This is a genomic window from Marinobacter sp. Hex_13 (assembly GCF_001566815.1).
GTDB classification, from domain to species: Bacteria; Pseudomonadota; Gammaproteobacteria; order Pseudomonadales; family Oleiphilaceae; genus Marinobacter; species Marinobacter salarius.
Genome location: NZ_LSMM01000061.1, coordinates 1 through 22,635, shown reverse-complemented (window position 1 = coordinate 22,635; position 22,635 = coordinate 1). Strand labels below are relative to the sequence as shown.

The following is a 22,635-nucleotide window of genomic DNA, read 5'->3' as shown; positions in this document are numbered from 1 at the left end:
AGGTACTCAGTGGGGCAGATCCTGCGTATCAATGACAATGACGGTGCCTTCGGAGTCTGTTTTTTCAACCTGGAGGCCCCAGTGAATGCGTTCGCAGGCCAGTTGCACAATCAATAGGCCAAAGCTGCTTTGATGGAGTTTTCTGGTCTCCGGCGCCACAACGGTTGATATTGCCTCCATTGCCGAGGTTGAAAGACCTTTGCCAAAGTCCTGAATGCGAATCCTGTGATCCGTTATAAAAATGTCGACGCTGCCGTTGGTGTGTCCGAGAGCATTCTGAACCAGATTGCGGATAATCATCCGTACCAGGGCGGGGTCTGAACGTAGGACAACGCGATCTTTCTGGGGGTGGAGTACTGTGCGGCCGTTAAATGCAGGGTTCAGATCCTTGAGGTCGACAAGCAGTTCACGGGTCGTTGCTACGATATCAATGTTGGCAGGGTTGTCCCTATCCTGTTCCCCGCGGGCAATTCTCAATAGCATTTCTGTGTCTTCCCGCATGGTGCGGGTAGATCTGCGAATTCGTCCCAGGGTTTTCTGATCGGCTTCCGAGAGCGTTTTGCGCTGCTCCAGTACATCTAAAGCGCCCATAATGACCGCCAGGGGGGTTCGAAATTCGTGGCTGGCAAGCTTTACAAAGGACTTTTCCCGCTCAACCACGGTCTCCATTGCCGAAAGGAAGCGATTAAAGGCATCGGCGATCTGGTCGAATTCGCGATCCCTGTAGTCGCGTGAGAGTCTTTGCATCGAAACCCCGGGCTCTGTTGACTGCACGTCGTGAGTCAGTGCCCGTAGCGGCTTTAGCAGATAAGATGAGGCAATACCTGAAACGAAAAGCCCCAAAAACATCAGCCCTGCAGCCAGAACGAGCAGCACGATCTGAATCACCGCTTCCCTGTTCTCCATAATCGTGATGTCCTCCGACACGTAGAGCCGTCCAGGAGGTTTGATGGTTGTTTCAACGTTCAGTATTTTCGTCCAGTCATCAAACTCGATTTCGTCTGAGTATCCGACGGGACGGTCATGAAGGTGCTGGGGCAAAAGTGATTCTGGTGCGCCACTTGGTAGAAAGTACGCTTCAATGCGACCGGTTTTCCAGCTCTGAAAGCTCGACTCCGTAATTTGCTCTTTGAAGTACTCGGCATCAAGTTTCAGTTCCAGGCCCCGAATAGTGTCTTCCACATCGTTTACAAAGAGCTCGACGGCGACCATCGAAACTGTTGTCGTTATGACAACAATGCCAAACAGTGTGGCGGACAGGCGGCGGGACAGTGAATGCTGCTTCATTGTGGCATGGCCTTTGGGTCAGGCAGTATTAAACGATAGCCGCGCCCATGAACGGTTTTTATCAGGCTATCGCCAAACGCCTTCTCCAGGGTCTTGCGTAATGCATAGATATGGGTACGCAGCGTGTTCCCTCCGGTTTCTGTATTTTCATCACCCCAGATTGATTCCGAAAGGACATCATGACTGAGAAAGCTGGGATAGGCGCGAATCAGTAGTTCAAAGAGCCTGGCGGGCGTACCGGTAAGTTCTGTCGATTTTCCCCGATAATGTACGCTGAGCGTGCCGGGATCAAACTGAAGCTCTCCGGCCTGAAGTCCCTTGAAAACCGGGGTGTAGCGCCGGTGAAGAGCGTCAATTCTGAGCTGTAGCTCTTTGAGTTCAAATGGTTTCACCAGGTAATCGTCAGCACCACAGTTAAACCCCTTCTCTTTATCTGCGAGTGAGCTCAACGCGGTCATAAGGATGACCGGTTTCTGGCATTGTAGATCTTGCCGGATACGGCGACAGATCTCGAAACCGTCTACCCCGGGAAGCATCAGGTCCAGAACAATGACATCGTATGTCTGAGTTGCCAGCAGGTGCAGTGCGGTCAACCCGTCGGCGGCATAGTCCAGGGTGTAGCGGTCGTCGCCGAGAAACTCGAACAGGTTTTCCGCCAGGTCTTTCTGGTCTTCCACAATCAGGATGCCAAGTCGTCGGCTGTCGATTGAACTAAAGGATCTATTGGTCATTCTTTGACAATTCCTGACGATGGATATTTGGATTAAACGACACTAATCGATATCGCCGGTTCAGTAATTCTGTGTTGGCCTCTCGAAGCCATGTGACCACTGATTCCTGGGAGATTTGCTTCGGAATGGCAACGAAATAGGTCGCATAGTGAGGATTGGCTTTCGTTGCTGACAGTTCCTCCGATGTTATTTCTTGTGCAGCTCCTCTGGAATAATACCTTGCAGAGAACGGCAGATCATTGAGGTACAAGAGTGGACTGCTGTCGTGATCGGCCAGCTTTTCGTACTCCAGAACCAGCTGCTTTTCGGTTTTCAGCGTATAGACGCCTTGCGTTCCCAGCAAGACAAATACGGTCATCAACACTGGAACGGCTCCTGCCAATGGATAATAAAACTTACTGAAGCGGGCCAAATCCAGCCTGGTGAGCCAGTAAGCGATCAGTATGGCAGTAAACGGCAAGGAGGGGAGTGCGTAGGTCCAGAGTGTGTTGCCAGCAGGGGTAAAGAATAACAGCGGGCCCATGGTCGCCAGAAAAACGAAAAGCAGTCTTGGGTCGCGCAGTGCGCGCATCGAATCCTTGCCCTTCCCTCGAAACCAGGACACCGCCAGACAGCTGATGGCGATAAGACCCCAGGGAAAACTGGCCCAGATCCAGAAAACCCAGATCATACCTTTGGGTTGCAGATGGGCAGTACCGTAAAGGTCCCCCGCCCATCCCGGGTCAAGAAACCGGCGAACATGTTCGCCAACAATAAAGTAGTCGATAAATCCAGGGGTTTTCCACTCGGCAAGCACATACCACGGCAGAACAACCAGAGCTGTGAAGGTACACCCCCAGAGCCAGGGGAGCCGGCCAAGCTTTGCGGGCGCTGTTCGGGTCATAACCAGCCAGGTGCCAATCGGAACGCCAATCAAAACCAAGGTGAGCGGGCCTTTAGCCAGCAGTCCAATGGCCACGCCTACGAAGAAAAGGAATCCCCAGGCAGTGGACTTCCCATTCAGGGTGAGACCAAGGCTGACGAGGGCAAGCGTGGTGCCAAGCGCCAGAAAGGCGTCGGTCATCACCGCTCCGGCACTGATGTAAGTCAGGGCCATGGAAGAGAAGACCAGAGCGGACCAACGAGCGACTGTTTTCCCCCAGAGCAGTAAAGCGAAGTGCCAGGTTAGATAGACGATACCGACGGTTGCGATCCAGGAGGGTAGCCTGATGACGAATTCGGAGAGCCCGAACAACTGGATTGACGCGGCCTGCGCCCAGAACGACAGTGGCGGTTTGCCCCAGAACGGTACGCCCGGTTCAAACCAGGGGGTGATCCAGTCACCGGTTTCTACCATCAGCCGGGCGATTTCAGCGTACCGTGGTTCTGTCGTGTCGGCGAATGGAAACAGGGCCATACCGATGAAGCGACTTGCTAAAATGGCGGACAGGACAAGCAACCAGGGGCTAATTCGAGCTAGCATGGCGATATGGCTCCGGATTCAGGGTGTTGGGTCGAGCTCCTGCCTGGACGCTCTCCATGACATCTTCTGTGAGGTAAATCGGGCGTTGCTTTGTCTCGACATAGGTTTTGCCGACATACTCGCCTACGATGCCAATACTAAGAAGCTGAATCCCTCCCAGAAACGTAATGATGGCCACCAGCGATGGATAGCCGTTGGTGACGTCACCCAGTAACGTAGCCTTGACGACGATCCAGAGCCCGAAAAGGGCACCCATTGATGCTGCAAGCAGGCCCACGCCAGTGGCCCAGCGCAGTGGTGATGTTGAAAACGAGGTCAGTCCTTCCAGCGCGAGCCCGATCAACCTGGGATAGTCCCACTTGGAAACTCCCGCAGCTCGTGGCGCCCGGTCATAAGGAAGTACCGTGGTGGGCATGCCTATCCACGCAAAAAGCCCCTTCATATAGCGATTGCGTTCGCCCAGAGACATCAGCGCATCGACTGCCCTGCGGCTCATCAGTCGAAAATCTCCGGTATCGACGGGGATATTTGTCCTGCTTGTTCGATTGAGCAGCCGGTAAAACAGATGAGCGCTCAGGCGCTTGGGCAGAGATTCCCCGTGCCTGGACCGCCTCTGCATCAATACAACATCGGAACCGGACTGCCACGCTTCGACCATGGTTGGAATAAGTTCTGGTGGGTCCTGAAGATCCGCATCAATCACCACGACAGCATCACCGGTCGCATGTTCCAGGCCGGCAGTGAGAGCCGCTTCTTTGCCAAAGTTACGGGTCAGTTTTACCAATCGAATACCACTGCGACGCGCCAGAAAACTGGAGATGTAGTTGGCGCTCCCGTCTTCGCTGCCGTCATCAACGAAAACCAGTTGGGTCGCTACCGTGAGGGAATCAAGAATAGGCAGCACCCGTTCCAGAAAAACGGGCAGCATTGCTCGTTCGTTGAAGACGGGTACGACGATGGAAAGAACTTGTTTACTGCTAATACGGGTAGGGAGAACACTATGTCTGCTCATGGAAGACCAACCTCTGGTAAACAACAAAGTTCAATAGCGCCCCGAATGTCGTTGTGACGATCTGGGCAGCGGTGACTGGCAGGGACAGGCCCTGATGGAAGAAAGAAAACAGAATGAAATTCGTTATCCAGGCAAGCAGACAGGACAACGCATAGCGTCCGACGGTCTTTGCATGGGTATCTGCATTCGGAAAGGCTAACTGACGTTGAAACAAATAATTGGCAACAGCGCCGCACAGGCTTCCAATAGCGGTTGCGTATAAAGGCGAGAGTCCAAGTAGTACAAGGCCAGCCATCGACGCCCAATGAATGGCGGTTGCGATGCCGCCTGCGGCTGCAAAGCCAAGCACCTGCTGGCGGATACCCGGGGATACCTGGGAGTTGACCATGTCTGATTCCAGTGCTGTTTCACAGGAAGCGCTCGCTGTAATGCGAGCACAGTTCAGGTTTAGGTCGGTATGGTAGTTGAAGGACTGTCAGAAAAGCTTTGTAGAAACATCAAGAAAATGTCAAAGGTGTTTAAGCAGGGGATCGTAGATTGATCCGAATTTTACGGAGGGCCTGTAAGGAGACGGTCATTTTTTTTGAATTGGAAGCTATAAATAATGCCGTAGAACACCGAAAAGACATATATGCCATTCCAGGAAAAGAAAAATGACTCAAAACAGTTCACGGTTATCCAGAATATGGCCGTCGTTGTTGCGAATATACGCCACGTATTGCCAGTGACGCCTTTGGGGCTCTTTGAAACCGTGATCACGGGGAAAAAGATCAGAAAATAAATGAACACAGTTCCGACTATTCCAAAGCTGACCAAGCTTTCGATGTGGGAGTTGTGAAGGTGGCTGAAACTGGATTTCATGGCGTCTGAAAAATTATCTGATTCGGAGATAACCAACTCTCTGGCATTCTCGCCGCTGCCGAGTAGAGGCCGCATTTTGAACCACTGCCAGGCTTCTATCCACAGGTTAATCCGTATTCCGACACTGCCACTGTTAGGAATAGATTCTATGTCCAACGTTGCCGCATTTTTTATGTTGTCAGTTTCAGCACCGATCCTTTTGGAGACGATTTGCGACGTTGACAGCGCCATCAGTACGAAAAACAATGCGATATAAGAAAGCACCACAGCTTTAGTTGAGATACGTGACTGTGGCAAAAGTTTCAGGGTTAAAGGGGCTGCGAGAAAACACAAGAGCAAGGAGAGCCAAACCTGACGCGACTGGGTGATCACGGTAATCAGTAGGAAAAACAGGAAGAAAGCGATGGCAAGCGATGACTTCAGTAGTTTCAGGTGCTTTGACGCTGTCGTTCTGGCAAGGAGCAAAAAAATGGATGCAATTAAGCCAAATCCTGAAAATAACGAGGTGTGCTGAGCATTAACTACATTAAAATCAATACGGGAACCGGAGATTCCGGCGTATATTTCCCCGAAAAAATCGCTCGAGTTGCTGATAAAGATTCCCAGCGCACTCAAGCAATAAGCGATCAGGATTCCAGCGATTATGTTGGTATTTCCTCTCGTCCAATAGGCGATAAACCAAAAGATGAAAAAGCTATAGAAGAAGAACGGGGACGGTTTTGGCATAGCCAGATCAGGGATGGCTACGATGCTGTTGATCCAGCTCAACAGGGGAATGGCAATGGAGATGAAAAACGCAATGTATATCGGGTCTTTTTTTATCTTCTTGAAATTATAGAAAATGGATAACAAGGTGCCAATAAAGGTGATCATAAAGAAGACGTCACCGATATCCCGGTAGAATCGTTTGAACAGAACGAAGCCGATGATAGTGGCCACCATCAGTTGGCTGAAGCGTTGACTAGCCACAATGCTTTCAAGTCTGGATGACAAGGTCTCACCTTTGATTATAAATGTACCCAACGGCTCGGTTCTCAACTGCGCTGACGGCGACGCCAAGTTCGATCAGTACTGCCTTTATTACTATGTGAAATAGCTATTCGACAGGGTGTTTGTTACGGCTCAATGTCCAGAGGCCGGCGTATTTATTAAATGTCACCTGTGCATAGGTGACCGCCGTTAGATACCCCACAGAGCCATCGAGAAAACCAAAACGGATAAAGTAGACCTGTATGAACGTCATGACCGCCCTTAGGGTAGGGTAGAGCATGGTGCGAGTTCTTTTGCCCCGACGGTGCTTTTCCCTGGATCCCAGCCACGCGTATTTTGCGCTCTTTTCCAGGGAGTGCCCAAAGTCACGATGGGTGTAATGGGTGAGTCGCCCTCGCAGTGTTTTTATGCTGCGGCCTTCGGGGATAAGAATTCGCTCATGGACTAAAGCATCCGAAAAGGATACGCCTTCACGTCGAAAAAGGCGTAGAGGGGCGCGTCCGCTGCGACCGAAGTCCAGTCTTTTGCCATAGATCGTAACGGCCCAGGGGAGCTTATAAGCGTCGGCATCCGGGGCGGCCAAACGATGATTTATTTCGCGGGCCAGTTCCTCGGTAATCCGCTCGTCGGCATCCAGAGATAACACCCAGTCACCTGTTGCTCTCTCAAGAGCCCTTTGTTTTTGTACTCCGAACCCAGGCCAGTCTGTGGTTTCAACAATGTCGGCGTATTGCCGTGCAATTTCTACAGTGCGATCAGAACTGCCACTGTCCAGCACAATTATTTCGTCGGAGACCTGCCGGGCCGACACCAGGCAGTCCGCAATGTGGTCCTCTTCATTCATGGTGATTACGGTTGTCGACACCCGACATCCGCGCTTGCGAACGTATGACGCCTTTAATTCATGGAATAGAGTGGTCGCCAGTACGGAAATGATCAATAGATAGAAGGTCAGAAACAGGCTTCGATTGAAAGTGGCTTCCGTTAGTCCAAAGAAAAAGTAGCCCACCGTGACCATGGTACCGGCCGCAGCAATGTGAGCTGTGGGGAAATGCTTGCTACGAACGTGCTGGCTGAAGATCGCCAAAGGAATAAAGATCAGAAATGCCCAGCTTAGGACGCCGGGAATGCCACTCGTCGCGGCATTGTTGATCAGGTCGTTGTGAGCATGACCAACGCAGCAATCCAGAAGCGCTGGCGATGCGCTACCGTTGTCAACGGCAGATCTGATGGTATGGCTAAACCCGCCAAGGCCTGCGCCCGTCCAGGGATTTTCGACAAACATTTCCCAGGCATGATTCCAAAGCTCCAGGCGCAGTTCGATTCCCGAATCGAGACTATGGTCATTCAGAGCGGCGTCGATTGATTGCAGCGTACGATCCGTTGAGAAAACGGCACTGAGGACCAGGATGGGAATAAGCAAGACAGCAGCCAGCCGGAGCTTTCGGCCAAGCAGTGGAATAACAATGAGAAGCAAAAATGGTAGAGCCAGGAGGTTGCTGCGGGTTTCAGATAGTAGGGACGTGAGCACGGCCGCGACGCTTCCCGCGATAAAGGCCATCGCCAGGAATCGGTTTCCGTTGCGCAGGAAAAACAACCCGCCTACCAGGGTGAGCATACCTCCCAGAAGTGCAATGTTACCGAAACTGATTGGGTTGATGCCGCCCCCGAACCGTGAACTCAAAGTGCCGGTGGGCGTTGCTGCACCTGGCTGCAGCGCATAAATCAATGCACCGATAACGGACAGGGAAATCAATCCGATGGCAGCGAATCCGGTGATCGCACGCAGGCGAGCATGGCTCAGAGCCATAACGAGCGGCCAGAACAATATAAAGCGGGCGTGTGTGCCGAGCGTTTTTCCGCCTTCATAGTCGAAGCCTTCAACAGCCCAGGAGTATGCGCTGACGGAGACGTAAAACCAGAAAGCGAAGTGGATTAAACGCAGCTCCCTTGGGGGTTCCCAGCCGGTTTTCTGGAGTGATTGGCGTGCTATAAGTATGATGCCGATAACTGAGAGCATCAGTGTTGCTGCCGAGAGCACGCTTGACGAGACGAGCGCGCCTCCCAGGCCGATCATCAACAGTAGTGCAACAAGAAGGCTGGTGCGCGAACTTATATTCATGCTATCCGTAGTCGACACGTTTCAGGCCTTTACCATCGATTCAGCATACACGATCGGGTTTATAGGGATTGATTTCCCCAGGAACACGATGGCGAAAGCGTTTGTATTCCCATTGATACTGTTCCGGGATTTCTCTGACCACATTCTCTATTGAGCGGTTCAGGGCTGTAGTGGCAATGAGGGGGTCTGTGTCGGCAATGCCTTCTTCACACTCGCGAATAACCAATCGAAATCCACGTCCGTCTTTCAGGCGTTCGGAATAGGTCATCAAAGGCTTGGCGCCGGACTTTTGCAGCAGCTTGGAAACCAGTGTCATGGTACGTACGTCCATGCCAAAAAAGGGCGCGTAGGCGTTTCCTTTTCCTCGTGGGCTCTGGTCTGGAAGAATGCCGGTTACCTCGCCTTCACGGAGAAGGGCAATAAGCCGTGCCAGGCCACGACGGTCGCCACGCACCAGTTCAGAGCCGAGCCGGCCGCGAACCCGGATCATATAGTCCTCAAATTCCTTGATATGTGGCGGACTGTACAGCGCCGCCATACGGTAGCGTGACGAAAAGTAAAGTCCTGTGAGTTCCCAGTTGCCCAGATGTGGGGCCAGCAGCAGTAAGCCACGGCCGTCCTTCTTCGCATTTTCCAGTAGTTCCTCGCCTTCGATTTCCCGAATCAGGCCAAGGCAGCGTTCGACCGGCCATTCCCACATCAGTGGAATTTCCATCATGGTCTGTCCGGTATGACGTAGACTGGAGCGAGCCATGTTCTGATGCTGATCGTTCGTAAGATCTGGAAAGGCAATGCCGAGATTGATCTCGGTGACACGCCGAGAATTCGTTCTGAACGTCCATGCGATAGTGCCCAGAAAGCGGCCGGCCAACTGGGCCGCACGTAGTGGCAGCTTGCCGGCAAGCCCAAGGATAGTGATCAAAAACGATGCTTTGGACATAGCCATAAATCGGAGGACAATCAACTGAAAAAAGAATGAACGGAAGCTACCACCATCCGGCTTGTGCGGCAAGGCTCGTTGGCCTTTGAGACTCGTCATTTGCCCTAAAGCTTTTGAGAGTCCTCCCAACTCTCGCTGCGATTACCGGTTTCCCAGCCAATTCTCAGGTAAAAGCGCCGGATACGACGGCCAATGTATCGTTCTCGCCAAGCGGACAGAGTGGCCAATTTGTCGGGGATGGCGGGGGCGCCGAGCCCGTCAACCAGGAACAGCTCCGGTTGTCCGCCCTTGTCGGCGATCACCAGGTTGTGGGGCAGCAGGTTCCGGGTGAGGATTCCGGTTTCGAGTAACCAGTTGCAGAAGCGGTCTGCGGCGTCCCGAATCGGTTGATCAAACCCTCGGTGTTTCAGGTAGTGTTCGAGCGTTTCGCCCGGTAGGCCGTGGTCATCGAAGAGGAGTTCACTCATGTTTGCCGGCCCGAGCGAGGTTTCCACCGCGCCATGAAATTGCGGCAGGTGTGCCCAGACCAGTTCGTCGTGGCCATCGTTGATCAGTGCCCGGATGGCTTGCTGTTGATGCGCCCGGAGTTCCTGGCGGTTGTCATCAATTCTCGCTTTGCCGAGCATTTTCTTTGGCCAGGCCTGGCGCTGGTACCGCACTTCGATGTTTTCAGGCCGCAGTACTTTGAGACACAATGCCGGATCATCCGGATGCCGGTAGCAGTGTCGGTTGTAGCCAGAGGCGAATGGCTCAATGCCTGACAGGTCAATCATGGATCGTATCCGAATCTCGTTTTATCGCCTTGTGCAACGGAAGCCTCGGGAAGCCACGTGTATGAACGGTTGTATTGCCTACGGTGATTGTAATACCGAGGGCCTGAAAGACTATCATGAACCGGTCTGGCCGCAGATCGTTGCGAAGCAATTGGGTCTTTCGCTCACCAATTGTGGTCATACCATGAGCACAACCCGTGAGCTGCTTCAGTATGCTGAGGCCTTCCCGCCCAGGAACTATCAATTGGCGTTTATTCAGTACGGGCTCGTTGATTCCTGGCTCACCTTTCGTGGTGCGCCCTATGTGCTTTATTACCCGGACAGCCCCCGCAGGAAGCTTGCCCGAAAGCTCGTCAAAAAGCTGAAGAAATGGGCCCGGCGTCTCCACCTGCAGGATCGTTGGGGCGCGGTGGAGCAGGTGCCGCTGGATGAGTATCTGGGCAATATTGAGCGTGTGTTGCGCTCGGCCCCCGACACCCTGTTCGCGTTGGTGTCCACGCCGCCGAACCTCGACGAGCCCCGGAACCCGCGCATTGAGCGCTACAATGAGGGCCTGCGAGAGTTAGCCATACGAGAGCCAAATGCATTTTTTGCCGATGCCTACCACCCATTATGGCAGCGGAAAGCCGAGTCCTTGATGGCAGACGGAACCCACCTTACCGAAACAGGGCATCGACTCCTGGCGGATACGGTGATCAGCGCGCTGTCGACATACTGGCCAACAGGTCCCGATAAAAAGCCTCAGTCTTCGATACCATCGCCTCAAGGCTGAGTTGCTCCCGGGCCCACAGGAAACTGCCGTTTTGGGAATCTCTCATAACCATCGGGCTGCGGAGATTGGTGCGAACCAGTGTGGCGATATCCTCAACGCGGTCAGACGCGGCAATACTCTGTTCTGGCAGAAATTCCCCCACTCCGCTGACTGGCGTTGACAGTACCGGGCAACCCGCCATCAGCGCTTCCACCATGATATAAGGAAAACCTTCGCGGCTGGAGCTGATGATGCAGGCGGTGGCGGCTTGGAGCCAGGGCTTCATATGGAGCTCATGGCCTGGAAGCAGTACGTGGTCTGAGACGTCCAGCTCCTGAATCAGGGTACCTAGTTGAGCACGCTGGCTACCATCACCCAGGATAACCAGACTGCCACCGCAGTCGGCCCTGGCCCAGGCGCGAATCAGCCGGTCGAACTGTTTGACTGGTTCCAGACGGCCTGCGGCTAACAGGAGAGGGCGATCTGCAGGAATTTCGAAGGTCGGGGCCTCCGTCTTTTCTTCGCCGGAGGTGTCCACAGGCGGTAAGCCATTGTGGATCAGCCGAGCATTGGCGTGGGCAATGGTGTCGGTAATATCACGGCTGACACCAATCACGCCATCCAGCCGCTCAAACCCCTTATGGGAGCGCTTGGTGCCATGAAGCGTGCCCACTGTTGCACTGTTCAGATGACGGGCTGAACTGATCAGGTTTGCGGCCTTGTTACCCTGGGCATGAACGATGTCCGGGTGGATGGAGCGAAGCAGTCGCCGCAGGCGGTAGTGCAGCCATGGGTTGCGTCGGCCGAGCTGAACGGGCAGTGGATGGAAACAAACCGGCGAGGCGAAGCGTTCGCTGTATTGGCTGTGTGCCAGAACGTGAACGGTGTGGCCTCTGGTCGAGAGGGCGTTCGCGAGGTCGGCTGTGTGCGTTTCCATACCGCCCCAGCCCGTGCCGGGCGTGGCGATAATCAGCGCGATTGTCAGCGGGCCTTGCGCATTCATTGGTGCGCAGATCTCCGCGCAAGAAGGTTCTCATAGACCTTCAGCGTGGTTTCGGTCTGTGCTTCCAGCCGGAAACTCCACGGTATCTCTATCTCAGGTCGGGGGCTGTCAAGGAGAGCGAGCGCGGCCTGGGTAAACGCTTCTATATTGTCTGGCGGTACCAGTCCGTCGGGGAAACAAGCGCGCAGTGTTTCGGCTGCGCCACCTCGGTCGAAGGCGGCCACCGGTGTGCCGGAGGCCAGGGCTTCGGTAACGATGCGGCCGAAAGGTTCTGGTTTCGTGGACATGTGACAGACCACGTCCGCCAGAAGGTAGAGGGTGGTCATGTCATTGCGCTGGCCGAGGAAGCTCACCTTGTCGGTCAGGTTCAGGCGGGCACGTTCCTTTTCCAGCTCTTCCAGAAACTGCTCCTTGCCGGGTTCGGCGCCGCCGACAATGATGCCGTGGCAGTCCGGCCGTTTTTGCACCAGTTGCGCCATCATGGCCAGGAAGTCCAGTTGGCCTTTCCAGCGGGAAATGCGCCCGGGCATCATGATGATCTTTTTCTGGGCCAATTGTGGGTACTGTCGGAACCAGCGGTCCAGCCATTGTGGGCTGAGCTCCCGTTGTCGAAAAGCACTCACGTCCACGCCCCGTTGGATGACGGTCAGTTTTTCTTCCGGCACCGGGTATTTGTTCAGCACATAATCCCGAACACAACCGGACACGGCGATGATGTGATCAGCCCGGGTCATGATGGCGCTGTAGGGGGTCACGGAATACATGCCGTGAAAGGTTGAGACAACGGCCGGGCGCTGGTTGGCTGGAATGGTCTTCAGAGCCAGGAAGATGATCCAGGCGGGCATACGGGAGCGCACGTGCACGATGTCCGGTTTCAGCTCCAGCAGCAGCTTGCGCATGGGGAGGATTTGCCCGAACGACGCCGGGTTCTTCCGGTGTATTGGCATGAAAATGTGTTCCGAGCCTTGCCCACGAAGCTGCTCCGCCATGGGCCCGCCTTTCGAAACCACATAGGACTCGTGCCCACGTTTCACCAGGTCGGCGGCGAACTCCACGGTGCCTCGTTCCACCCCGCCACTGTATAGCGCGGGTAACGCCTGCAGAATCCTCAACGTTTGCCTCCCCTTAAAAAGTGTTCAATCAGCCACCTTGCGGCCCTATCAGCCTCCCAAAGCTCCTGCGATCCGCGCAATTTTCCAGCCATAACCGAGGCATGGTCACTCCAGTGCGCGACGTACCCTTTCTCTACCAGGCTGGCCATGCCCCGGGCGACCCGGCTGTTATTCTTGGGCGCGAGCTCAAACAGACCCGTAGGCACGCCGGAGGTGGCAGCTTCGCAGGCCATGGAGGCGCTGTCTGGTGTGACCCACACCGCGCGGGAGGCGGCGAGTTGATGGGGAAGCCAGCTGGCGTGCGTTCGCCTGGGATCCACGACCGTGACCTTCGGGCCTGCCAGGTCGTTCAGTCGCATCAACAGGTTTTCGGGCGTACGGCGAGAGCCGCTGATCGTCCAGCGCCATTCCGGGTAGCGACCCATTAGCTGGGATAACTGTCCGAGAATAACGTCGTCATCCCAGTCGAAATGGGGGGAGGGGCCGCCTACGAGAACAAGGCCTTCGGGTTTGTCGGTAATTCTGGCCAGGGGCGTGATTGCATTTATGACACCTTCGGTGGCAAGGACATGTCTGGCTGGGGGGACCTTATCGTGTTCTGGAATGATGGCCGCATCGACCCAGTTGAGAGGGAAGCCCGGTTTCATTAAAACCACGGTTTTTACCTTTCGGAGCCGCCGCAGGGATAGCAACAGGCGGTGGGTACCGCTGCCGGCTGCGATAATCAGGTTTGGTCTTCCCAGGGCTTTATCCATGGCCGGCGCAACGCCAAGCAGCGCCCGCCACAAGGGCGGGGGCGCTTCGGTCGCATCGATTTCACTCACGCTGGCGCCAGCCAGCACCCGAAGGCGGTTGCCCAACCCTTTCAGCTGGTTGTGATGGCCAGGCTTATTATCGGTCAGTAGCCAGACAACCGGGGCGGGGGAGCCGGTGTGGGAGCGCATTCAGTTTGCGTCCTTGCTGTACAGGTTCGGATCTTCCCTGGAAGGACGGGTCTTGAAGCGGCGATGCATCCAGAGGTACTGGTCCGGGTGTTTTCGGATTTCGTTTTCGATGGTCTTGTTCACCAATGTGGCGTCCGCCATGTCATCTCCGGAAGGAAAGTTCTCCAGTGGAGGATGGAAGTAGATATCGTACCCTGGAGCGTGTTCCCGTCGGAAATGGCTGAACGGCACCACGGCACAGCCGCTACGGTCGGCTATGCGCGAGGTGGCGGTGATGGACCCCGCAGGTACTCCGAAAAATGGGGCAAAAACGATGCCTTTGCGGCCGTAGTCCTGATCCGTGGCGTACCAGACGATACGGTTGTTTTTGAGCTGTTTGAGCAGGCCGCGCAGGTTCCGGCTGTCCAGTGCCACCCCATAACGACGCTCCCTGGCGCGGGTCATCACCGCGTTCATCAATGGGTTGTTATGGTCGCGCTGCATCACGTCGGCCTCGATGTATTCGGTGACCAGGGCGCCCCCCAAGTCAAGAGTGCTGTAGTGACCGCCCAGCAACAGGATGCCCTTGCCTCTGGCAAGGGCAGCGTCGACATGTTCAAGGCCGTGGACTTCTGTAATGGGCATGAAGCTGGTGGGACTGCGGAACCAGGCCAGCCCAATCTCCATGACACCGATGCCGTTGGCGCGGAAAGACGCCTTCACCAGTGCCTGCTTTTCCGTTTCGGATAACTCTGGAAAGCACAGGCGAATATTCACATCGGTGATTTGCTTGCGACGGCCGGCAAAGCGATAGGCTATGTCACCAACCCGTTTGCCCAGCCACCATTGTAACTTCAGTGGCAATTGGGCACCCAGCCACATGGCGGCGACCCCGATCCAGGTTGGCCACCAGCGCGGATGAAGGTAGCTGGTATAGCGGGTGTCGCGAGTTCTCTGTTTAGCGGTCTTCACTCGTGTCAGTCCCTGATGATTTTTAACGGCAAGAACCGGAGTTTAGCAGGGCCATTATCTCCGGCTAAAGCCGCAATATCCGCAAGTTGCGGAAAATCATGAATTCCAGGTCGCAGACGCCGGCCACCGCTTTATGTAGAATGACCGCCGCATCGACCCGGCCGGAGTTACCATGCTTCATTTTTTCTACTCCCTTTTTTTCCGCATCGCGCTGCCGTTTGTGTTGCTGCGGTTGTGGTGGATCGGGCGTACCAATCCTGAAGCGTTCGTGCGCTGGCAGGAGCGCCTGGGGTACGTGGAGGCCTTCGATGAGCCGGTCATATGGGTTCATGCCGTATCGGTGGGTGAAACCATTGCCGCAGCCCCCCTGGTGAAAGCCTTGCTGAGGCGTAATCCTGATATCCCCATATTGATGACCGCGATGACACCGACCGGCTCGGCCCGAGCCAGGGCTTTGTTCGGTGACCGGGTCCACTATGCTTTCTCACCTTATGACACACCCGGTGCGGTGCACCGTTTTGTTGGCCGCGTAAGGCCCCGGGCGCTTGTGATTATGGAAACTGAGCTTTGGCCCAATATGATTGCTCTTAGCCGCCAACGCGAGGTGCCCATTTTTCTCATTAATGCGCGCCTTTCCAGCCGTTCCGCGCGGGGATATGAGCGGGTGGCGTCACTGGTTCGCCCGCTGCTCCGCAGTATTAGCTGGATAGCCGCGCAAGCAGAGGAAGACGCTGGCCGGTTCCTGCGTATTGGGGCCACGCCGGAGTCGGTGTCGGTGACCGGCAGTATCAAGTTTGATGTTGAGGTCTCGGACGAAGTGCGCGCCGAATCTTCGGGGCTGAGGGCGGCGCTGGGCGCTGACCGTCCGGTTTGGATCGCAGCCAGTACCCACGACGGTGAGGATCGCCAGATATTGGAAGCTCACCAACAAATCCTCGAGCATTTCCCGAACGCATTGCTGATGATTGTGCCGCGGCATCCAGAGCGTTTTGATGATGTGGCCAGGCTCATTGACGCCATGGGGCTCTCTCTTGTCCGTCGGTCCCAGTCAGGAAGTGACGGGGGCGGAAAGGTGGGGAGCGAGGTGTATCTTGGTGACACTATGGGTGAATTGTTAATGCTGTACGGCGCCTCCGATGTGGCCTTTGTGGGCGGTTCGCTGATTGAGCGCGGCGGCCACAACCCGCTGGAGCCAGCCGCTTGGGGAATACCTGTTGTTTCCGGGCCGCACATATTCAATTTCGAAACCATTTACGACCGCCTTGATTCAGGGCAGGGGCTGTTTATTACGGATTCGGCGGAGTCTCTTGCCCAGTGCGTCGTTCATCTCTTTTCGGATAAATCTTCTGCTCAAAAGGCGGGGCACAACGCGCTGGCGGTTGTGAATGCCAACCGTGGTGCGCTCGAAAAAGTGGTCGATGGGATTGTTAAGCGGGTCTAAGGTGTGATGCCGGCGTTTTGTTATTGGCCGGGGCATGGTGCCCCGGCCTGGTTTGCATCAGTTTACTGAGAGGGGTTGTCGATGGTTTCCTGTTCGTTAGCCATGGCTTCAATCCCCGGCGCTGATGCGCTCAGCCAATTGTTCAGGTCAACCAGATCCTGAGGGCTTAGGGTGCCAGCTGCCTGTTTCAGGTTCAGGGTGTTAATCACGTAGTCGTAACGGGCATTGGCGAAGTCACGCAGTGCCACGTAATAGTTCCGTTCCGCATCCAGCACTTCCACGATGTTCCGTGTACCCACTTCGTAACCGGCACGGGTGGCATCCAATGCACTGCGGCGGGAAATGATGGTCTGTTCAAGTGCATTGGCGGCCTCAATGTTGTTGTCAATGGTCAGGAACAGGCTGCGCGTGTTTACACGTACATCGCGGCGCGCTGTATTCAGGTCATGTTCGGCAGCCGTCACCAGCGAGCGCTGTTGACGCACGCTAGCCTTCGTTCCTCCTCCTGTATATAGAGGAATATTGAGGGACAGGCCAATGACGCCCTCAGTGCCTTCTTGCGTTGTTGATAAGGCGTTGTCGAGACGAGTTTCACGATAGGAGGCGGTAAGCTCAAGCGTTGGCAAATGGCCTGACTTGGCCGCTTTCAGGTCGGACTGACTTGCGTTAAGCTGGAAAAGGGTCGTTTGAAGAGACCAGTTGTTTTTGAGGGCTCTTGACTCCCAGGATGCTGGGTTTGCCGGTTCAGGGCGCCTAAGAGGGAAGTTCTGCCGAAGGTTTTCCAGAGCGGTAGGGTAATCGCCGGTTAGTCGCGCCAGTTGTTCTTTTGCAATGTTCAGTTGATTTTCAGCAGCGATGCGTTGGCTTCTGGCATCGTCATAGCTGGCCCGCGCTTCGTATACTTCGGTTATGGCGATAAGGCCCACTTCAAAGCGTTCCTGGGCCTGATCATATTGGCGCTGAATGGCAGCTTCAGTTGCTCTCGCGGTGGTAACTGTATCCTGAGCCCGCAAAACATTGAAATAGGCGGTTGCTGCATCGAGAATCAGTTGTTGTTGGGACAGGTTGTATTGGGCTTCAGCAGCCTTTGTTTGGAATTGGCTGGCTTCGTATGTAAACCAGTCGCTGGCCTGGAATATAGGTTGGCTCAACTCAACGCCGTAACGATAAGCCTTGTAGCTGTCACCCGAAAAAAACTGTCGCGCCAACTCATCGTTCCCTGAGCCGCTGAATGCGTTATGGGGCTCAAAATCTGTGTGGTTTACTGACCCTGTTGCCGTGATTTGCGGCAGCAGGGAGCTTTTACTGACGTCAACGGCAGCTTGCTGCGCCTGGAACTGAGCCTGAGCCGATGCAATGCCGGAATCATAGGAGAGTGCTTTCTCGTACGTCTCAACCAGATCCATGGATAGTGCAGGCTGGGCTGCGAGCAGTCCAATCAGCCCGGAAAGCAGTCGTTTCTTCATGATGTCTCCTGTTAGTGAATCACCCGGCGTGTTGGAATACCTGGCCACATATGTTCAGATAACCATTGAGCGTTTCAGGCTCGCCATTATGGACAATAATCGGCCTGAGCTCTACACTTGCAGTCGGCACTGATTGTAAGTGTCAATTACATTGATTTCGCGTCTTGACGGGGTGCTGGCGTCAGAACATCTGACCGCCGGCTGAGATTGCCATGCAGAACCCGCAACCTGATCCGGATAATACCGGCGTAGGGATTTGAGACAATATGCTGCAACGACACAGAACCGTTCTGTGATCACTGCCCGTCATGCGCGACCCGTATACCTAATCAACCCGGGGACGCACTATGACAACAATACCTTCCTATCTTAGCGATTCAGCAAAAGTCGATTCTGCAGCCATCAAGCCGCTGCCCCAGTCCCGAAAAATCTACGTACAGGGTAGCCGACCTGATATTCGGGTGCCCATGAGGGAAATTACTGTGGGCGACACGCCGACCGACATGGGTGGCGAGAAAAATGCGCCCGTCGCCGTTTATGACACCTCCGGTCCGTACAGCGACCCTGAAGCCACTATTGATCTGCGTAAGGGACTCAAGCCCATCCGTTCCGCCTGGATTGAGGAGCGCGGAGATGTAGAGCAGCTATCCGATTACACCTCTGAATTCACGCGTCGCCGGATGAAAGACCCTCTGCTGGACCCACTCCGTTTTATGGATGAGCGCAAGCCGCTGAGGGCCAAGCCCGGCAAGAACGTCAGCCAGATGCATTATGCCCGCCAGGGGATCATCACTCCTGAGATGGAATTTGTGGCCATCCGCGAGAACATGAAGCTGCAGGAAGCGCGAGAGCAGGGTCTACTGAAGGATCAGCACCCGGGCCAGTCCTTCGGCGCGTCCCTGCCGCAAGAAATTACGCCGGAATTTGTCAGGGACGAAGTTGCCCGCGGCCGGGCGATTATTCCCAACAATATCAATCACCCGGAAACCGAACCGATGATCATCGGTCGCAACTTCCTGGTAAAAATCAACGGCAACATCGGCAACTCGGCGGTCAGTTCTTCCATCGAGGAAGAGGTCGAGAAGCTCACCTGGGGCACTCGCTGGGGTTCCGACACCATCATGGATCTGTCTACCGGCAAGAATATCCATGAAACCCGTGAATGGATTATCCGCAACTCGCCGGTTCCCATCGGCACCGTGCCCATCTATCAGGCATTGGAAAAAGTCGGCGGCGCTGCCGAAGACCTGACCTGGGAGATTTTCCGTGACACGCTGATTGAACAAGCAGAGCAGGGCGTCGACTACTTCACCATCCACGCTGGCGTGCGCCTGCATCACGTGCCAATGACGGCCAAGCGTACCACTGGCATTGTGTCCCGTGGCGGTTCCATCATGGCCAAGTGGTGTTTGGCCCATCATCAGGAAAGCTTCCTGTACGAGCACTTCGAAGACATCTGCGAAATTATGAAAGCCTATGACGTGGCTTTCAGTCTCGGTGACGGCCTGCGTCCCGGCTCCATTGCCGATGCCAACGACGAAGCCCAGTTCGGCGAGCTCGAAACCCTGGGTGAGCTCACCAAGATTGCCTGGAAGCACGATGTTCAGGTAATGATCGAAGGGCCGGGCCATGTGCCCATGCAGCTGATCAAGGAAAACATGGACAAGCAGCTGGAATGCTGTGATGAGGCACCGTTTTACACACTCGGGCCACTGACCACGGACATTGCCCCTGGCTACGACCACATTACGTCCGGTATCGGCGCGGCAATGATCGGTTGGTACGGCTGCGCCATGCTTTGCTACGTTACCCCGAAGGAGCATCTGGGCCTGCCCAACAAGGACGATGTAAAGACCGGCATCATCACCTACAAAATCGCAGCTCATGCCGCTGATCTGGCAAAGGGCCACCCCGGTGCCCAGATCCGCGACAACGCGCTGTCCAAAGCCCGCTTCGAGTTCCGCTGGGAAGATCAGTTCAACCTCGGCCTCGACCCGGACACCGCTCGTGCCTTCCACGACGAAACCCTGCCCAAGGACTCCGCGAAGGTGGCTCACTTCTGCTCCATGTGTGGCCCGAAGTTCTGTTCCATGCAGATTTCCCAGGAAGTTCGGGAGTATGCCAAGGAGAATGGCCTAGACGAGGTGTCTGCGGTGGATGCCGGCATGAAGGAGAAATCCCGGGAGTTTGTGGAGGCTGGGTCCAAGCTTTATGACAAGGTTTGACCTTTTGTAAGACTGCTTGGTTCGGAGTGTGAGCCAGGATGGTAGCCCCGTTCAGAAAACGACTCGAGACGTCCCTGTGCGTCTCGGGCTCCGCCATCCCTGGCGGAGCCCAAGCGCCCCATGGATGGGCTTGAGCGTGTTTTGGAAAGAGAGTCCCAATAGCTGCTTCCCCGTGATTTAAGGCTGGGGCCCAAGCTTGCAGTAGCCCTGTAAATCCGGCTATCGTTCAGAATCGTTCTCAAAAACGGATCTGAACTCTTGTAATGACCGAACCGTTCCAGTTTAAAGACCACGACGTAAAAATCGAAAAACGCGAAACCGTGTTCCATGGCTTCTTCCGCATGGACAAGCTCTGGCTGACGCACCCGCGCTTTGACGGCGGGCAAATGCCAACCTTCACCCGCGAGCTCTTCATCCGTGGCGACGCCACCTGCGTATTACCTTACGATCCGGATCGTGACGAGGTTGTTCTTCTTGAACAGTTCCGCCTCGGCGCTTTAGGTCGGAAGCAGTCCCCCTGGTTACTGGAACTCGTGGCCGGCATGAACGAGGAGGGTGAGTCGCCCGAAGACGTTGCCCAGCGAGAAGGCCAGGAAGAAGCCGGCCTGACGTTTAAACCGCTGGACAAAATCTGCGACTATCTAGTGTCTCCCGGCGGAAGCACGGAGCTGATCCACCTATACTGCGGTCGCATCAGCACCAAATCCGCCGGCGGTTTGTTTGGCATGGAGCATGAACACGAAGATATCCGTGCTCATGTATTCAGCGCCGACGAAGCCATCGCAATGATTTATGATGGACGTATCAATAACGCTGCCGCGATCATCGCGCTGCAGTGGTTGCAGTTGAATCGCCCGCGCTTGCGGGAAGGTTGGAGCTGATATGACAGAGTGGGTAATGAAACCCCGGCGTTATGTACCGGATCTAAGACGTTTCGGCGCGCTGTGTGATGGCAATTACATGCGGCTTCACCGCCTGCGGAGGCTTGAAGCCAAGGGCCGCCCCATTTGTGAATTCGAGCTTCATCGTGAGGACCAGTACCTGGGCCGTGTTCGCATCGAAGTGCTGCAAACCACAAAGTTTACGGAAACCCTGCTGCTTGAACAGGTGCACAACTCCGGGCGCTGGCTGAATAATCCCCAGTTGACGGTTCGGGTCTATCACGATGCCACCATGGCCGAGGTTATCAGTTGTTACCGCGATCGACAGATTGCGCCGGTGAACGACTACCCGAACCGTTTCATGCACCACCCTGACGAAAAAGTTCAGGTCAACAGTTTCCTGGCCGACTGGCTGGATTACTGCCTGCGTTTCGGCCACTTGCCGATGGAACATGCCGCCTGGTCTGCCGGAGAGGGCGTGGACTAAGGTTGTATGTCTGCTCTGCATCCAATGACATAGAGTGCGCGTAGACTGTGCGAGAGTTGTCAAAACCGGCAATTGCCTGGGGAAGCCTGAGCAGAATGTGATGAATATTCTGGATGCAGGCGGAAAAACTCAATAACCTGCCAGTAGGTCTGCTTCACCGGTGTGTGTTGCGCAAACGCAAGAACCACGAGTGCCATGACAGAGAACGACAACCAGCGTGCCCTCCGGGTGCTACAACTGACTGACCCGCACCTGATGGCCGATCCGGCGGGTGGGCTGCTGGGTGTCAATACGAGGGACAGCCTGGATGCCGTGATTGCTCAGGTTTTCCGGGACCATGGCCAGCCGGACCTTATCCTCGCCACGGGTGATATTGCCCAGGATGCAAGCGAAGAAGCCTACCGCCTGTTTGGCGACAAGTTGGAGGTCTTTCAGTGTGATACGGCCTGGATGGCCGGCAATCATGACGATTCGCCACTGCTATCCCGTATCGCCGCCGAGCGAGGAGCCAATCAGCGCCATATTATCCAGGGTGGGTGGCAGTTTGTGCTGCTGGACACCTCGGTTCCCGGGAAGGTGTTCGGTGAGCTTTCGGAGCCTGAGCTGGCGTTCCTGGAGAAGACCCTGAGTGAGAATCCCGACCTGCCAGCACTGGTCGCTCTTCACCACCATCCGGTTGAAATCGATACCCGCTGGATGTCACCGATCGGGCTTCGCAATCGTGACGCGTTCTGGCAGGTGATCGATCGTTTCCCGCAGGTAAAAATCGTCCTCTGGGGCCATATCCATCAGGAACTGGATCAAACCCGCAAGAGTGCGCGCCTGCTGGCGACGCCGTCGACCTGCATACAGTTTACAGCCGGCTCCGTGGAGTTTTCGGTGGAGGATAAGGCGCCGGGCTATCGGTGGTTCGAATTGTTGCCGTCGGGTGAGTTTTCCACTGAAGTCAGCCGGGCGACGGATTTTGTGTTCGAGCTGGATAGCAACAGCACCGGATATTAGCGGGTTGCTGATCGGTAGGCGGCCTGTTAATGGCCACCTTATTGCGTATATAATTCAGGCTTCGCTCAGGACGAGCAAGAGACATTCACTTCTTCAGGGATCGAAGACATGCCCCAGGCAACCGGACTGCAGTTCACGGCCACCCTTGGCCAACTCCCCAAAGACCTGTTCGTGGTCGCCCGTTTCGAGCTGAC

At 55.2% G+C, this 22,635-nt stretch carries 20 protein-coding genes and 1 riboswitch; of the genes, 6 read left to right on the top strand and 14 right to left on the bottom strand.

Translation table 11 applies throughout. The features are described 5' to 3' along the window. Window positions 1-6: 6 nt before the first annotated feature. The 9 genes from AXW11_RS15700 to AXW11_RS15660 all read right to left on the bottom strand — a co-directional run bounded on the left by AXW11_RS15700 (window position 7) and on the right by AXW11_RS15660 (window position 10,178). The gene (locus tag AXW11_RS15700) at window positions 7-1,287 is read right to left on the bottom strand and encodes a sensor histidine kinase (RefSeq protein WP_091644600.1); all 1,281 of its coding nucleotides are present in this window, start codon (window positions 1,285-1,287) and stop codon (window positions 7-9) included. Continuing rightward, entirely contained in the window at window positions 1,284-2,018 is a 735-nt protein-coding gene (locus AXW11_RS15695; RefSeq protein ID WP_036203478.1) for a response regulator transcription factor, read from the bottom strand. The genes AXW11_RS15700 and AXW11_RS15695 overlap by 4 nt, the downstream gene beginning before the upstream one ends. After that, on the bottom strand, window positions 2,008-3,456 hold the full coding sequence (locus AXW11_RS15690) for an ArnT family glycosyltransferase (protein ID WP_228301454.1): 1,449 nt from the start codon (window positions 3,454-3,456) through the stop codon (window positions 2,008-2,010). The genes AXW11_RS15695 and AXW11_RS15690 overlap by 11 nt, the downstream gene beginning before the upstream one ends. Before the next feature lie 7 nt (window positions 3,457-3,463). Continuing rightward, window positions 3,464-4,492: a glycosyltransferase family 2 protein gene (locus tag AXW11_RS15685; RefSeq protein ID WP_091644602.1), complete on the bottom strand. Its 1,029-nt coding sequence runs from the start codon at window positions 4,490-4,492 to the stop codon at window positions 3,464-3,466. Next, window positions 4,479-4,880, bottom strand: coding sequence for a GtrA family protein (locus tag AXW11_RS15680; RefSeq protein ID WP_041336067.1), 402 nt, complete (start codon window positions 4,878-4,880; stop codon window positions 4,479-4,481). Before AXW11_RS15680 ends, AXW11_RS15685 begins: the two co-directional genes overlap by 14 nt. Before the next feature lie 161 nt (window positions 4,881-5,041). Beyond that, entirely contained in the window at window positions 5,042-6,346 is a 1,305-nt protein-coding gene (locus AXW11_RS15675) for an O-antigen ligase family protein (RefSeq protein WP_177190666.1), read from the bottom strand. 103 nt (window positions 6,347-6,449) lie between these two features. Then, entirely contained in the window at window positions 6,450-8,465 is a 2,016-nt protein-coding gene (locus AXW11_RS15670; RefSeq protein ID WP_075195812.1) for an O-antigen ligase family protein, read from the bottom strand. A 40-nt stretch (window positions 8,466-8,505) separates the two neighbouring features. Continuing rightward, window positions 8,506-9,411: a lysophospholipid acyltransferase family protein gene (locus AXW11_RS15665; RefSeq protein ID WP_371915664.1), complete on the bottom strand. Its 906-nt coding sequence runs from the start codon at window positions 9,409-9,411 to the stop codon at window positions 8,506-8,508. Between the two features lie 98 nt (window positions 9,412-9,509). Further along, window positions 9,510-10,178, bottom strand: coding sequence for a YrbL family protein (locus tag AXW11_RS15660; RefSeq protein ID WP_091644608.1), 669 nt, complete (start codon window positions 10,176-10,178; stop codon window positions 9,510-9,512). 61 nt (window positions 10,179-10,239) lie between these two features. On the opposite strand from AXW11_RS15660, the gene AXW11_RS15655 reads away from it, so the two are divergent. Then, the gene (locus tag AXW11_RS15655; RefSeq protein ID WP_041336130.1) at window positions 10,240-10,950 is read left to right on the top strand and encodes an SGNH/GDSL hydrolase family protein; all 711 of its coding nucleotides are present in this window, start codon (window positions 10,240-10,242) and stop codon (window positions 10,948-10,950) included. Here AXW11_RS15655 and AXW11_RS15650 read toward each other — a convergent pair. Genes AXW11_RS15650 through lpxL form a run of 4 tightly spaced genes read right to left on the bottom strand, consistent with a single transcriptional unit; the run spans window position 10,874 to window position 14,939 of the window. Beyond that, a complete protein-coding gene (locus AXW11_RS15650; protein ID WP_036203497.1) occupies window positions 10,874-11,932 on the bottom strand; it encodes a glycosyltransferase in 1,059 nt (352 codons plus the stop codon). The two genes, AXW11_RS15655 and AXW11_RS15650, sit on opposite strands and share 77 nt — an antisense overlap. Further along, a complete protein-coding gene (locus AXW11_RS15645; RefSeq protein ID WP_036203499.1) occupies window positions 11,929-13,044 on the bottom strand; it encodes a glycosyltransferase family 4 protein in 1,116 nt (371 codons plus the stop codon). Before AXW11_RS15645 ends, AXW11_RS15650 begins: the two co-directional genes overlap by 4 nt. Further along, complete coding sequence (locus tag AXW11_RS15640) at window positions 13,041-13,988, bottom strand: mitochondrial fission ELM1 family protein (protein ID WP_036203502.1); 948 nt, start codon at window positions 13,986-13,988, stop codon at window positions 13,041-13,043. The genes AXW11_RS15645 and AXW11_RS15640 overlap by 4 nt, the downstream gene beginning before the upstream one ends. Next, on the bottom strand, window positions 13,989-14,939 hold the full coding sequence (gene lpxL / locus AXW11_RS15635) for an LpxL/LpxP family Kdo(2)-lipid IV(A) lauroyl/palmitoleoyl acyltransferase (RefSeq protein WP_075195814.1): 951 nt from the start codon (window positions 14,937-14,939) through the stop codon (window positions 13,989-13,991). A 172-nt stretch (window positions 14,940-15,111) separates the two neighbouring features. Between lpxL and waaA the strand changes: the two genes are divergently transcribed. Further along, window positions 15,112-16,380, top strand: a complete 1,269-nt coding sequence (waaA, locus tag AXW11_RS15630; protein ID WP_036203508.1) for a lipid IV(A) 3-deoxy-D-manno-octulosonic acid transferase — start codon at window positions 15,112-15,114, stop codon at window positions 16,378-16,380. 62 nt (window positions 16,381-16,442) lie between these two features. Here waaA and AXW11_RS15625 read toward each other — a convergent pair whose 3' ends face one another. Continuing rightward, entirely contained in the window at window positions 16,443-17,846 is a 1,404-nt protein-coding gene (locus tag AXW11_RS15625; RefSeq protein WP_036203512.1) for a TolC family outer membrane protein, read from the bottom strand. A gap of 158 nt (window positions 17,847-18,004) precedes the next feature. After that, a riboswitch (TPP riboswitch) is annotated at window positions 18,005-18,119 on the top strand. 74 nt (window positions 18,120-18,193) lie between these two features. Between AXW11_RS15625 and thiC the strand changes: the two genes are divergently transcribed. From thiC to cpdA, 4 genes are all read left to right on the top strand, one after another. Beyond that, window positions 18,194-20,071: a phosphomethylpyrimidine synthase ThiC gene (thiC, locus tag AXW11_RS15620; protein WP_091644610.1), complete on the top strand. Its 1,878-nt coding sequence runs from the start codon at window positions 18,194-18,196 to the stop codon at window positions 20,069-20,071. A gap of 263 nt (window positions 20,072-20,334) precedes the next feature. Further along, the gene (locus AXW11_RS15615; protein WP_091644613.1) at window positions 20,335-20,952 is read left to right on the top strand and encodes an NUDIX domain-containing protein; all 618 of its coding nucleotides are present in this window, start codon (window positions 20,335-20,337) and stop codon (window positions 20,950-20,952) included. 1 nt (window position 20,953) lies between these two features. Then, a complete protein-coding gene (locus AXW11_RS15610) occupies window positions 20,954-21,439 on the top strand; it encodes a DUF1249 domain-containing protein (protein WP_036203520.1) in 486 nt (161 codons plus the stop codon). Window positions 21,440-21,634: 195 nt separating this feature from the next. Beyond that, entirely contained in the window at window positions 21,635-22,441 is an 807-nt protein-coding gene (cpdA, locus tag AXW11_RS15605; protein WP_036203523.1) for a 3',5'-cyclic-AMP phosphodiesterase, read from the top strand. Window positions 22,442-22,635: the final 194 nt, after the last annotated feature.

Bases quoted from the DNA above. Each gene is read 5' to 3' on its own strand.
- AXW11_RS15615 (WP_091644613.1), top strand. From the start codon at position 20,335: ATGACCGAACCGTTCCAGTTTAAAGACCACGACGTAAAAATCGAAAAA.
- AXW11_RS15685 (WP_091644602.1), bottom strand. From the start codon at position 4,492: ATGAGCAGACATAGTGTTCTCCCTACCCGTATTAGCAGTAAACAAGTT.
- AXW11_RS15695 (WP_036203478.1), bottom strand. From the start codon at position 2,018: ATGACCAATAGATCCTTTAGTTCAATCGACAGCCGACGACTTGGCATC.
- AXW11_RS15660 (WP_091644608.1), bottom strand. From the start codon at position 10,178: ATGATTGACCTGTCAGGCATTGAGCCATTCGCCTCTGGCTACAACCGA.
- AXW11_RS15700 (WP_091644600.1), bottom strand. From the start codon at position 1,287: ATGAAGCAGCATTCACTGTCCCGCCGCCTGTCCGCCACACTGTTTGGC.
- waaA (WP_036203508.1), top strand. From the start codon at position 15,112: ATGCTTCATTTTTTCTACTCCCTTTTTTTCCGCATCGCGCTGCCGTTT.
- AXW11_RS15640 (WP_036203502.1), bottom strand. From the start codon at position 13,988: ATGCGCTCCCACACCGGCTCCCCCGCCCCGGTTGTCTGGCTACTGACC.
- AXW11_RS15655 (WP_041336130.1), top strand. From the start codon at position 10,240: ATGAACGGTTGTATTGCCTACGGTGATTGTAATACCGAGGGCCTGAAA.
- AXW11_RS15670 (WP_075195812.1), bottom strand. From the start codon at position 8,465: ATGAATATAAGTTCGCGCACCAGCCTTCTTGTTGCACTACTGTTGATG.
- AXW11_RS15610 (WP_036203520.1), top strand. From the start codon at position 20,954: ATGACAGAGTGGGTAATGAAACCCCGGCGTTATGTACCGGATCTAAGA.
- AXW11_RS15680 (WP_041336067.1), bottom strand. From the start codon at position 4,880: ATGGTCAACTCCCAGGTATCCCCGGGTATCCGCCAGCAGGTGCTTGGC.
- thiC (WP_091644610.1), top strand. From the start codon at position 18,194: ATGACAACAATACCTTCCTATCTTAGCGATTCAGCAAAAGTCGATTCT.
- AXW11_RS15650 (WP_036203497.1), bottom strand. From the start codon at position 11,932: ATGAATGCGCAAGGCCCGCTGACAATCGCGCTGATTATCGCCACGCCC.
- AXW11_RS15665 (WP_371915664.1), bottom strand. From the start codon at position 9,411: ATGGCTATGTCCAAAGCATCGTTTTTGATCACTATCCTTGGGCTTGCC.
- cpdA (WP_036203523.1), top strand. From the start codon at position 21,635: ATGACAGAGAACGACAACCAGCGTGCCCTCCGGGTGCTACAACTGACT.
- AXW11_RS15625 (WP_036203512.1), bottom strand. From the start codon at position 17,846: ATGAAGAAACGACTGCTTTCCGGGCTGATTGGACTGCTCGCAGCCCAG.